9 protein-coding genes are annotated in these 12,278 nt (G+C 69.2%); 1 reads left to right on the plus strand and 8 read right to left on the minus strand.

Going from position 1 to position 12,278, the window contains the following annotated elements:
• Positions 1–3: 3 nt before the first annotated feature.
• The 4 genes from EOV43_RS11955 to guaB form a co-directional block, all read right to left on the minus strand.
• The gene (locus EOV43_RS11955) at positions 4–1,620 is read right to left on the minus strand and encodes a succinic semialdehyde dehydrogenase (protein ID WP_128221487.1); all 1,617 of its coding nucleotides are present in this window, start codon (positions 1,618–1,620) and stop codon (positions 4–6) included.
• An 85-nt stretch (positions 1,621–1,705) separates the two neighbouring features.
• On the minus strand, positions 1,706–3,418 hold the full coding sequence (locus EOV43_RS11960) for a glycerol-3-phosphate dehydrogenase/oxidase (RefSeq protein ID WP_128221488.1): 1,713 nt from the start codon (positions 3,416–3,418) through the stop codon (positions 1,706–1,708).
• A gap of 140 nt (positions 3,419–3,558) precedes the next feature.
• Positions 3,559–4,665: a GuaB3 family IMP dehydrogenase-related protein gene (locus EOV43_RS11965; protein ID WP_128221489.1), complete on the minus strand. Its 1,107-nt coding sequence runs from the start codon at positions 4,663–4,665 to the stop codon at positions 3,559–3,561.
• A gap of 127 nt (positions 4,666–4,792) precedes the next feature.
• Positions 4,793–6,295 carry an IMP dehydrogenase gene (gene guaB / locus EOV43_RS11970; RefSeq protein WP_128221490.1) on the minus strand — a complete coding sequence of 501 codons (1,503 nt, stop codon included), beginning with the start codon at positions 6,293–6,295 and terminating at the stop codon, positions 4,793–4,795.
• A gap of 173 nt (positions 6,296–6,468) precedes the next feature.
• Between guaB and EOV43_RS11975 the strand changes: the two genes are divergently transcribed.
• The gene (locus EOV43_RS11975; protein ID WP_128221491.1) at positions 6,469–8,052 is read left to right on the plus strand and encodes a hypothetical protein; all 1,584 of its coding nucleotides are present in this window, start codon (positions 6,469–6,471) and stop codon (positions 8,050–8,052) included.
• Between the two features lie 92 nt (positions 8,053–8,144).
• Here the strand turns inward: EOV43_RS11975 and EOV43_RS11980 are convergent, their stop codons facing one another.
• From EOV43_RS11980 to groES, 4 genes are all read right to left on the minus strand, one after another.
• Positions 8,145–8,774 carry an MBL fold metallo-hydrolase gene (locus tag EOV43_RS11980; protein WP_128221492.1) on the minus strand — a complete coding sequence of 210 codons (630 nt, stop codon included), beginning with the start codon at positions 8,772–8,774 and terminating at the stop codon, positions 8,145–8,147.
• Positions 8,771–9,889 carry an S-(hydroxymethyl)mycothiol dehydrogenase gene (locus EOV43_RS11985; protein WP_128221493.1) on the minus strand — a complete coding sequence of 373 codons (1,119 nt, stop codon included), beginning with the start codon at positions 9,887–9,889 and terminating at the stop codon, positions 8,771–8,773. The genes EOV43_RS11980 and EOV43_RS11985 overlap by 4 nt, the downstream gene beginning before the upstream one ends.
• Before the next feature lie 214 nt (positions 9,890–10,103).
• A complete protein-coding gene (groL, locus tag EOV43_RS11990) occupies positions 10,104–11,741 on the minus strand; it encodes a chaperonin GroEL (protein ID WP_128221494.1) in 1,638 nt (545 codons plus the stop codon).
• A gap of 104 nt (positions 11,742–11,845) precedes the next feature.
• On the minus strand, positions 11,846–12,142 hold the full coding sequence (groES, locus tag EOV43_RS11995) for a co-chaperone GroES (RefSeq protein ID WP_128222305.1): 297 nt from the start codon (positions 12,140–12,142) through the stop codon (positions 11,846–11,848).
• Positions 12,143–12,278 lie beyond the last annotated feature (136 nt).

Genomic DNA, 12,278 nt, shown 5'->3' on the forward strand with positions numbered 1-12,278 from the left:
GCGTCAGGCCCGCCCGACCTTCTTCAACATGCGCAGTGCGGTGGTCATCACCTTCGCGTACGTCTCCTCGCTCAGGCCCAGCGGCGGAGTGATCGCCACCAGGCGTTGGGTGCCCACCGACTGGGTCTCGGTGTAGCGCCAGATGCCTTCGGCACCCTGGCGACGGCCGATGCCGGACTCACGCATCCCGCCCATCGGGGCGGCCAGCGAACCGAACGCGGCGCCGTAGGGCTCGTTGACGTTGACCGTGCCGGCCTTGATCCGGGCTCCCAGCGCCCGGCCCCGGCGTCCGTCGCGGGTGTAGACCGAGGCGTTGAGGCCGTAGCGGCCCTCGTTGATGCCGTCGACGACCTCGTCCTCGGTCGCGAAGGAGTGGATCGCCACGAGCGGACCGAACGTCTCCGTGGCGTAGCAGGTCATGTCGGGCGTGACGCCGGTGAGGATCGTCGGTTCGAAGTAGTAGGGGCCCAGCTCAGGACGGTGCTTGCCGCCGGTGAGGACGGTGGCGCCCTTCGCGACCGCGTCGTCGAAGTGGGCCTGGACGGTGGCGAGCTGTTGGGCACTGATCAGCGTGCCCATGTCGACCTCCCAGCCCAGCGACGCGCCCAGCGTCAGGGCCTGCGTGCGGGCCACGAACCGCTCGACGAAACGGTCGAAGACCGACGCGTGGGCGTAGATGCGCTCCATCGAGATGCAGAGCTGGCCCGAGTTGGAGAACGCTCCACGCACCGCACCCTCGGCAGCTCGCTCGATGTTGGCGTCGTGCAGGACGGCCATCGCGTTCTTGCCGCCCAGTTCGAGCGAACACCCGATCAGACGCTCGGCGCACTGGGTGGCGATCACCTTGCCGGTCTTCGTGGAGCCGGTGAAGCAGACGTAGTCGGCCTGGGCGATCAGTGGCGTCCCGACGTCGGCTCCCTGGCCGGCCACGACCTGCCACAGGTCGGCCGGGAAACCGGCCTCCTTGAGCAGACGCGCGCCTAGCAGGGCGGTGAGAATGGTCTGGGCGTCGGGCTTGGCGACCACCGCGTTGCCTGCGGCCAGCGCCGGGATGCCGTCGCAGAGCGCCAGCGTGAACGGGTAGTTCCACGGCGAGATGATCCCGACGACACCCTTGGGCGAGCGGTTCACCTGGACGTGGGTGAGCACCGGGAACATGCCCGGCACCCGGGTGGTGCGCAGGTGCTGTTCGGTGGTGCGGCCGTAGTAACGCGCCGTCATCGCCAGGTGCGCGACCTCGAGGAACGCGTCCTTGCGGGCCTTGCCCGACTCCAGCACCACGAGGTCGCAGATCTCGTCACGGTGGTCGAGGATCACGTCGTGCAGACGCAGCAGCAGTCGCTGCCGGTCGTCGACGGAGACCAGGGCCCAGGCGCGCTGCGCGGCACGTGCCCGGTCGAACGCCTCCTCGACGTCGGCCGGATCGCTCTGCGGAACGGTGGCGATGGGCCGTCCGTCCAGCGGCGAGAAGTGCTGGTGGGTGCGCCCGGACGTGCTCGGCACCCTGCCCAGCAGCGCCTCGACGTACTCCGGTTCCAGAGCCCAGGTGGCGCTCGGGTCGTGCTCAGGGTCACGCGGTCCGTCGGTGAGAGGACCGGAGGGGTTCTGGCTCGGCGTCATACCGGCGAGAATATGTGACCCAGGACGCAGCGGCTACCCCACGGTAGGTGAATAAAACCCCTGCCCAGAGGCCTGGAAACGGGGTTCAGACGATGTCGGGCGCCTGCACCCGGGCCTCGTCGGCCTCAGTGTCGGTGGCCTTGGACTGGCTGAGGCGTTCGGCCTCCACCCGACGCAGCCAGTGGTCGACCTCCGCCTCCGTCTCCGCCTCGTCCCAACCGAGCTCTGTCGCCATCAGCTCCGCCACCCGGCGGGCGCTGCGGGTGCCACGGTCGAACGTCTCGATCGAGATCCTGGTCCGGCGTGCGAGCACGTCGTCGAGGTGACGGGCTCCCTCGTGCGTCACCGCGTAGACGACCTCCGCAGCCAGGTACTCGTCGGCGTGCTCCAACGGCTCCCCCAGTTCGGGACGCTCGGCCACCAGCGCCATCACCTCGTCCACCAGCCCGCCGTAGCGACCCAGCAGCCGGTCGACCCGCCCGACGTCGAGGCAGGAGGAACGCGCGATCGCGACCCGCTGGTTGGTGCGGGCCTCGTACCCGTAGGCACCCACCAACGGCACCCGGTCCGTGATCGAGGGCCGGACGTGCTCGAACGACTCGGTCGCGACGTCGACGGCGTCGCGCGCCATCACCCGGTAGGTGGTCAGCTTGCCGCCGGCGATCAGCACCAGCCCCGGGACCGGGGAGACAGTGGTGTGCTCGCGCGAGAGCTTGGTGGTCTCGGCCTCCTCGCCGGCCTTGCGCATCGGCTTGAGCAGCGGACGCAGGCCCGCGTAGACGCCCTCGACGTCGTCGTGGTCGAGGGGCACCTTGAGCAGTTGGTTGACCTCGGCGAGCAGGTAGTCGATGTCGGTGCGCGACGCCGCCGGGTGCGCGAGGTCGAGGTCCCACGGGGTGTCGGTGGTGCCGATGATCCAGTGCCGGCCCCACGGGATCACGAAGAGCACCGAGTACTTGGTCTTCGTGATGAACCCGGCCTCGGAGCGGATCCGATCACGCGGGACGACGAGGTGGATGCCCTTGGAGGCGTCGACGTCGAGCGCACCCTCGCCGCCCATCATCTCCTGGATCTGGTCGGTCCAGACCCCGGCTGCGTTGATGACGGTGCGGGCCCGGACCTCGAAGTCGACACCGTTCTCCAGGTCCCGGGCGCTGACCCCGACGACGCGTCCGTCCTCGCGCAGGAAGCCGGTGACCTTGGTGCGGGTCGCGACGTGCGCGCCGTTGTTGGCTGCCGTGCGGGCGATCGTCATCACCAGCCGGGCGTCGTCGACCTGGGCGTCGTAGTACTGGATCGCACCGTGCAGCTCATCGGTGCGGATGTCGGGCGCGATCCGCTCCAGCTGCTTGCGGAAGAGGTGCTTGTGCCGCGGGACGCCGGTGTCGTACCTGCCTGCCATCGCCATCGCGTCGTAGAGCGCGATCCCCGAGCCGACGTACGGGCGCTCATAGGCCTTGGCCAGCGGGTACAGGAACGGCACCGGCCGCACCAGGTGCGGCGCGAGCCGGGTGAGCAGCAGACCGCGTTCCTCCAACGCCTCCTTGACCAGGGCGAAGTCGAACATCTCCAGGTAGCGCAGGCCGCCGTGGACCAACTTCGACGACCTGCTCGACGTGCCCGAGGCGAGGTCGCGCTGCTCGATCAGCCCCACCTCGAGGCCACGGGTGACGGCATCCAGCGCAGCCCCCGCGCCGACCACTCCCCCGCCCACCACGAGGACGTCGAGGTCGCCCTCGGACATCGCGGCCAGGGCAGCGGAACGGGAGTCAGGGTTCAGCGCGATCTGACGGCTCATCACCCCAGTGTGTCAGCCCGAGGTGTCTCGTGGGTGAACGACTTTTCTCGCCCTCCCGGTCGCCCCTCCCGCTCACTCCTGGGACGCGACGACGCCGCCACCCCGAGCGGGGTGACGGCGTCGTCAGGCGTTCGGTGTCGTCAGTGGACGACGACCTCCACGCGCTGGAACTCCTTGACCTCGGTGTAACCCGTGGTCGCCATCGAACGACGCAGCGCACCGATCAGGTTCATGGTGCCGTCCGCGACGTGCGACGGGCCGACCATGATCTGCTCCAGCGTGCCGACCGGCTCGAACTCGACGCGCTGACCGCGCGGCAGCTCACGGTGGGTGGCTTCGGAGCCCCAATGGAAACCGCGACCGGGAGCGTCGGTGGCACGAGCCAGCGGCGAACCGATCATGACGGCGTCCGCGCCACAGGCGATCGCCTTGGCGATGTCACCGGAGGTGCCGATCGAACCGTCGGCGATGACGTGGACGTAACGGCCGCCCGACTCGTCCATGTAGTCGCGGCGGGCAGCGGCGACGTCGGAGACGGCGGTGGCCATCGGGACGGAGACACCCAGGACCGAGCGGGTGGTGTGCGCGGCACCGCCACCGAAGCCGACCAGGACACCGGCAGCACCGGTGCGCATCAGGTGCAGCGCGGCGGTGTAGGTGGCGCAGCCACCGACGATGACGGGGACGTCGAGCTCGTAGATGAACTCCTTGAGGTTCAGCGGCTCCGACTCCGAGGAGACGTGCTCGGCCGAGACCGTGGTGCCGCGGATGACGAACATGTCGACACCGGCAGCCACGACGGCCGGGGCGAACTCCTTGGTGCGCTGCGGCGAGAGCGAACCGGCGACAGTCACGCCGGCCTCGCGCATCTCCTTGAGACGAGCGGTGATGAGCTCGGCCTTGATCGGCTCGGCGTAGAGCTCCTGCAGACGACGGGTCGCCTCGACGCCACGGAGCTGACCCAGCTCCTCGAGCAGCGGGGTCGGGTCCTCGTAGCGGGTCCAGAGGCCCTCGAGGTCCAGCACGCCCAGGCCACCGAGGCGGCCGAACTCGATCGCGCTCGCCGGCGACATGACGGAGTCCATGGGCGCGGCCAGCACGGGGATGTCGAAGCGGTAGGCGTCGATCTGCCAGGCGGTCGAGACCTCCTTCGGGTCCCGGGTGCGGCGCGACGGCACGATCGCCACGTCGTCGAATGCGTACGCGCGGCGTGCGCGCTTGTTCTTGCCGATCTCGATCTCGGTCACGTCTCTCAGTCTTCCATGGGTGAGGCGCCGGTGGGCCGCTGTGCGGTGGGTCGGCGCCGCGAGTGTTCGACAAGCCGAACGGCCGGGAGGTTCACACCACCCGGCCGGTCGGCTCTGCGAGTACGGCTCAGAAGCCGCTGTAGTTGGGCGCCTCGACGGTCATCTGCACGCCGTGCGGGTGCGACTCCTTCAGCGAGGCAGCGGTGATGCGGACGAACTGGCCCTTCTCCTGCAGCTCCGGAACGGTGCGTGCGCCGACGTAGAACATCGACTGGTGCAGGCCACCGATCAGCTGGTGGGAGACGGCCTGGAGCGGACCGCGGTAGGCGACCTGGCCCTCGATGCCCTCGGGGACGAGCTGGTCGTCGCTCTTGACCTCGGCCTGGAAGTAGCGGTCCTTGGAGTAGGACTTCTTGCCACGCGAGGACATCGCGCCGAGCGAACCCATGCCGCGGTAGGCCTTGAACTGCTTGCCGTTGACGAAGACGAGGTCGCCGGGCGACTCCTCGCAACCAGCCAGCAGCGAGCCGAGCATGACCGAGTCGGCACCGGCGACGAGCGCCTTGGCGATCTCACCGGAGTGCTTCATGCCACCGTCGGCGATGACCGGGACACCGGCCGGCTTGGCGGCCAGGGAGGCCTCGTAGACGGCCGAAACCTGCGGGGCACCGACACCGGTGACGATGCGGGTGGTGCAGATCGAGCCCGGACCGACGCCGACCTTGATCGCGTCAGCACCGGCGTCGACGAACGCCTGCGCACCGGCACGGGTCGCGACGTTGCCGCCGATGACCTGGACGTGCTTGGTGGCCGGGTCGGTCTTGAGGCGCTTGACCATGTCGAGCAACAGGTGCACGTGGCCGTGGGCGGTGTCGGCGACGAGGACGTCCACGCCGGCCTCGATCAGGCGACCGGCACGCTCCCAGGCGTCACCGAAGTAACCGATGGCGGCACCGACGAGCAGGCGACCGTCGTTGTCGTAGGAAGCGTTGGGGAACTGCTCGCCCTTGACGAAGTCCTTGACGGTGATGAGACCGGTCAGGGTGCCGTCGGGGTCGATGAGCGGCAGGCGCTCACGCTTGTGCGCACGCAGCAGGGAGTTGGCCTCCTCGCGGTCGATGCCGGTCGGACCGGTGATCAGCGGCATCTTGGTCATGATCTCGTGCACCTTGGTGCCGGCCCACTCCGCGACGGGCGTGAAACGCAGGTCGCGGTTGGTGATGATGCCGAGCAGCTTGTGCGACTCGTCGACGACCGGCAGTCCCGAGACGCGGTACTCGCCACAAATGCGGTCGAGCTCCTCCAGCGTCGCGTCAGGACCGATCGTGACGGGGTTCGAGATGATGCCCGTCTGGGTGCGCTTGACCAGGTCGACCTGGTAGGCCTGGTCCTCGATCGACAGGTTGCGGTGCAGCACACCGATACCGCCCTGGCGCGCCATGGCGATGGCCATCCGCGACTCGGTGACGGTGTCCATGGCAGCGGACAGCAGCGGGACCTTGATGTTGATCTCGCGCGTCAGGCGCGTCGTCGTGTCGATCTCGTCAGGCGCCAGGTCGGACTCACCGGGCAGCAGCAGGACGTCGTCGTAGGTCAGGCCGAGGGTTGCGAACTTCTCCGGGATCTCCACCCCGCCAATGTTAGTGGTCACGTACCGAGAACCCCGAACGGGAGGCCTTCATTCCTGCCCGGCAGGTGGCGCGCCTCACCGCCGACCCGCCGCGGACGAAGCGGGCCAGATCACCATCCACCCTCTAATGTCAGCGCGGGCGCCCCTGCCCCCCGCTGAGATCGGAGAAGCACATGAGGTCACGCGTGCTGCTCGTCGGCGCCGTGCTGCTCGCGTTCCTGGGCCGCTACAACGGCCTGTTCTGGCCGCTCCGTCCTGACGAATCGGGCTTCCTGATGGTCGCCCGGTCCTGGGCTCCCACCGCCGACAGCCTCTACGGCCCCTACTTCGTGGACCGCCCCCCACTACTGATCGCACTGATCAAGGCCGTCGACGCCGTCGGTGGCCCCTACGCGTTGCGCTGGTTGGGCGCGCTGGGCGCCGCAGCCGCGGTGCTCCTGACGGTCGCGCTCGTGCGCGAGGTCGCACGCCACGCACGCGCCGACGGCCCGTCGGTGCCGGAGCGCGCCGTCGAACGGGTCGCGCTGGTCTGCGCATGGCTCACCGCGGCTGCGCTCGTCTCCCCCCAGATCGACGCCATCGCCGCGAAGGGCGAACTCCTGGGCGTCCCCCTGATCCTCGCCGGGATGGTGCTGACGCTGCGTGCGGTGCGCGCCGCACGAGGCCGCGACGCCGTCCTGCTGGCCTTCGCCGCCGGGGTGCTCGGCATGGTCTCGGTGGGGCTCAAGCAGAGCCTGTTCAGTTCCCTCGTCCTCGCCGGTGTACTCGGTGTCGTACTGCTCCTGCTGCGAGAGATCAGTTGGCATCGCGCGCTCGGCCTGGCGGCCGGGCTCGGAGTCGGCGCGCTGGTCCCCGTCGTCGCCACCGTCGCGTGGGCCGTCGCCGCCGGCGTGGACCTGTCGGTGCTCGAGTACGCCGTGATGTCGTTCCGCTCCGACGCCTCCGCGGTGATCATGGAGACCCCGAGCGCGAGCAACCAACGTCGTGCCGGCCAGCTCGTGGAACGTTTCCTGGTCTGCGGCCTCGGCATCGCGACCGTCTGGGCGTTGCTGGGTTCCTGGCTGGCGTGGGGACGGTTCCGGGCCCTGACGGTGGCCGCCGCCGCGACCCTGCTCCTGGACTGCGTCGTCGTCGGGCTCAGCGGCAGCTTCTGGTCGGCGTACCTGTTCACCCTGATCCCGTCCACGGTCCTGCTCTGGGCCTGCGTCCTGCTCGCGGCCGCCGCCCGCACCGTCGACGCTCCCCCGGCCCACTGGCGCCTCGCCCGTCGCCACCTGCCCACCGCACTGTCCGCGTACGCCGTCGTGATGGCGGTCTTCTCCTTGACCGTCTGGACCTGGACGCACGTGTGGAACGGTGCACCGCCGGCCGAAGACCTCAACGGCGACGCCATCGCGGCAGCCTCGGCGCCGGGCGACACGATGACCGTCTACGCCGGCCGCGCCGACCTGCAGTGGGCCAGCGGACTGCCCTCGCCCTACATGCACCTGTGGTCGCTCCCGATGCGCACCATGGACCCCGAGCTCGCGCAACTGAAGACACTGCTGGCAGGCCCCGACGCCCCGGAGTGGTTCGCGATCCAGATCCCGCTGGGGTCGTGGAACGGGTTGGGGCGCGACCACATCCACGACGTCCTGAAGGAGAACTACCGGACCGTGCCCGGCACCTGCGGTCAGGTCCGGCTGATGCGTCACGTGGATGCTGCTCCGGTGGCACCGTTCGACCTCGACTGCACGACGCCGTCGCGCCTGCGCTGAGGTTCGCCACGCCGTACGACGACGGCCCGCCACCGGTGAGGGTGGCGGGCCGTCGTCGTCGAGCGGGGGATGCGGCGAGCGCCGCACTGGGCTCAGTCGCGGCCCAGGGCCGCAGCCTCCGCACCGATGGTGGTGTCGTCACCGTGACCGGTGTGGACGACGGTCTCCTCGGGCAGCGCGAACAACGTCGCGCGAATCGAGGCCTCGATGGTGGGACGGTCGCTGTGCGAACGGCCCGTGGCACCGGGGCCACCGTTGAAGAGGGTGTCGCCGGTGAAGACGCAGCCCAGTTCCTCGGCGTAGAGGCAGACCGCACCGGGGGCGTGGCCCGGGGTGTGGAGGACCTTGAGGGTGGTGCCGGCCACCGTGATCTCCTGGCCGTCGGCGAGGTCGACGTCCCAGAGGTTCTCGGTGTGGGTGAGGTCCCAGAGGACCTTGTCGGCCGGGTGCAGCAGGATCGGCGCGGTGACCCGCTCGCGCAGCGCCGGAGCCACGCGGACGTGGTCGTCGTGGGCGTGGGTGCAGACGATCGCCTTCACGGTGCGGTCGCCGACGATCGCCATGATCGCGTCGACGTCGTGGGGAGCGTCGATGACGATGCACTCGGAGTCGTCACCGACGACCCAGACGTTGTTGTCGACGTCGAAGGTCTCCCCGTCGAGGGAGAACGTGCCGGAGACGACGCCGTGGTCGACGCGAACCTTGCCAGCAGCGGCGGTCACAGGATCACGACCGAACGGAGCACGCTCTGCTCACCGCTGCCGTGGTGCATCTTGGTGAACGCGGCCTCGACGTCGTCGATGCCGATCTCCTCGGTGACGAACGCGTCGAGGTCGAGGCGACCCTGCAGGTACAGGTCGGTGAGCATCGGGAAGTCGCGGCTGGGCAGGCAGTCGCCGTACCAGGAGGACTTCAGCGAGCCGCCACGACCGAAGACGTCGATCAGCGGGATCGAGGGGACCTTCATGTCCGGCGTCGGGACTCCGACCAGGACGACGGTGCCGGCCAGGTCGCGGGCGTAGAAGGCCTGCTCCCAGGTCTCGGGACGGCCGACGGCCTCGATCACGACGTCAGCACCCTCGGCACCGTTCGCGCCGACGATCTCCTTGATCGCGGCGACCGGGTCGGTGTTCTTCGAGTTGACCGTGTGGGTGGCACCCATGGTGAGGGCCTGCTCCAGCTTCCGGTCGTCGATGTCGACGGCGATGATCTTCGCCGCACCCGCGAGCGCGGAACCGGCGATCGCGGCCATCCCGACGCCACCGCAACCGATGACGGCGACGGTGTCGCCACGGCCGACGTTGCCGGTGTTGATGGCGGCACCCAGGCCTGCCATCACGCCGCAGCCCAGCAGGCCCACGGCTGCCGGACGAGCGGTCGGGTCGACCTTGGTGCACTGACCGGCAGCGACCAAGGTCTTCTCCGCGAACGCTCCGATGCCCAGGGCCGGCGACAACTCGGTGCCGGCCATCGGGCCGTCGGCCAGCGTCATCTTCTGGGTCGCGTTGGCGGTGTTGAAGCAGTACTGCTGCTCGCCGCGGTTGCAGGCACGGCAGTTGCCGCAGACCGCACGCCAGTTGAGGACGACGAAGTCTCCGGGCGCGACGTCGGTGACGCCTTCACCGACGGACTCCACGATGCCTGCGGCTTCGTGGCCGAGCAGGAAGGGGAACTCGTCGTTGATGCCGCCCTGACGGTAGTGGAGGTCGGTGTGGCACACGCCGCAGGCCTGCACCTTCACGACTGCCTCACCCGGGCCGGGGGCCGGGACGTTGATGGTGACGACGCTGACGGGAGCGTCCTTCTCGAGAGCGACGACGGCCTTGACCTGCTGCATGCAGTGGACTCCGTTTCAGTTCGGGGTGACGGGGCCACCAGCCTGTCATGTCCCTCCCTCCGAGCACCCCACGGGACGTCATCACATCTGGTCGCCGGGGCGACCAGATGTGATGACGTCCCGTGGCGGCGAGGGCGTGGGCCGCAACGGCAGGAGGCCCGCCACCCCCGAGACGAACTCAGGGGTGACGGGCCTCCGTGCGTGGAGCGTGTGATCAGTGACCGTGACCGTGGCCGTGACCGCCAGCGGCGGGGGCCTCGTCGGAGTCGGCGGGCTTCTCGACGATGAGCGTCTCGGTGGTCAGCAGCATCGCGGCGATGGAGGTCGCGTTCACGAGAGCCGAACGGGTCACCTTGACCGGGTCGAGGACACCCTGGGCGACGAGGTTGCCGTAGGTCTCGGTCGCGGCGTTGTAGCCGAACTCCTTGCCCTCGGTCTTGCCGCCCTCGCGGACCTTGGTGGTCACGACGTAGCCGTTCTCGCCACCGTTCTCGGCGATCCAGCGCAGCGGCTCGTCGGCAGCCTTGCGGACGATGCGGACACCGACGGCCTCGTCACCGGTGAGGCCGAGGTCGCCCTCGAGCACCTCGACGGCGTGGATGATCGCGGAGCCACCGCCGGCGACGATGCCCTCCTCGATCGCGGCGCGGGTCGCGGAGACGGCGTCCTCGATGCGGTGCTTCTTCTCCTTGAGCTCCACCTCAGTGGCAGCGCCGACCTTGATCACGCAGACGCCGCCGGCGAGCTTGGCGAGACGCTCCTGGAGCTTCTCGCGGTCCCACTCGGAGTCGGTCGCCTCGATCTCGTTCTTGATCTGGGCGACGCGGGCCTCGACGTCAGCAGCAACGCCGCCGCCGTCGACGATGGTGGTGTTGTCCTTGGTGACGACGATGCGCTGGGCGCGACCGAGGTCCTCGAGACCGATGGTGTCGAGCTTGAGGCCGACCTCGGCGGCGACGACCTGGCCACCGGTGAGGATCGCGATGTCCTGCATGATCGACTTGCGACGGTCACCGAACGCGGGAGCCTTGACGGCGACCGAGTTGAAGGTGCCGCGGATCTTGTTCATGACGAGGGTGGAGAGCGCCTCGCCGTCGACGTCCTCGGCGAGGATGAAGAGCGGCTTGCCGGTCGCCATGACCTTCTCCAGCACCGGGACGAGCTCGGCGACCGAGGAGACCTTGCCCTGGACCAGGAGCACGTAGGCGTCGTCGAGGACGGCCTCCATGCGCTCGGGGTCGGTGACGAAGTACTGGGAGATGTAGCCCTTGTCGAACTGCATGCCCTCGGTGAACTCGAGCTCGGTGCCCATGGTGTTGGACTCGTCGACGGTGATGACGCCGTCCTTGCCGACCTTGTCGAACGCCTCGGCCAGGATCTCGCCGATCTGGGAGTCACGCGAGGAGATCGTGGCGACGTTCGCCATGTCCTCGCGGGTCTCGACCTCACGGGCGGCCTTGCGGAGCTCCTCGCCGACGGCAGCCGCAGCGAGGTCCATGCCGCGCTTGAGACCCATCGGGTTCACGCCGGCGGCGACGGCCTTGAGGCCCTCGTGGACCATGGCCTGGGCCAGGACGGTCGCGGTGGTGGTTCCGTCACCGGCGACGTCGTTGGTCTTGGTGGCGACCTCCTTGGTGAGCTGCGCACCGAGGTTCTCGAACGGGTTGTCGAGCTCGATCTCGCGGGCCACGGAGACGCCGTCGTTGGTGATGGTGGGTGCGCCCCACGCCTTGTCGAGGACGACGTAACGGCCCTTGGGACCGAGCGTCACCTTGACGGCGTTGGCGAGCGCGTCGACGCCGCGCTCGAGGGAGCGGCGGGCGTTCTCGTCGAACTCAAGAATCTTGGGCATGCAGTGGTGCTCCTCAGACGAAGTGCGAGTGGATGCGCGAACGGACGCCACGCGGCGGCACCGTCACCGGTGCCTGGCCTGCGTGACGCCCGTCCACGTGGAAATCAGGAAACGATCGCGAGGATGTCGCGAGCGGACAGGATGAGGAACTCCTGGCCGGCGTACTTGACCTCGGTGCCGCCGTACTTGCTGAAGATGACCTTGTCACCCAGCGCGACGTCGAGCGGAATGCGCTCGGTGCCGGACTCGTTGAAGCGGCCGGGACCGACGGCGACGACCTCGCCCTCCTGCGGCTTCTCCTTGGCGGTGTCCGGGATGACCAGGCCGGAAGCCGTGGTCTGCTCGGCCTCCAGGGCCTTGACGACGATCCGGTCCTCGAGGGGCTTGATGTTGACCGACACGATGTCGACCTCCACTTTCTCCACGTATGTCTGTGTGTGCAGGGATGTCTGCCACCGATGTCAGGCCCGCGCCGTCGCGGGGGTCGCAGGCCTGTACGGCGATTGGCACCCTCATGGCGAGAGTGCCAATTCAGAC

It is taken from the genome of Nocardioides yefusunii, assembly GCF_004014875.1.
In the GTDB taxonomy this organism is placed as follows: domain Bacteria; phylum Actinomycetota; class Actinomycetes; order Propionibacteriales; family Nocardioidaceae; genus Nocardioides; species Nocardioides yefusunii.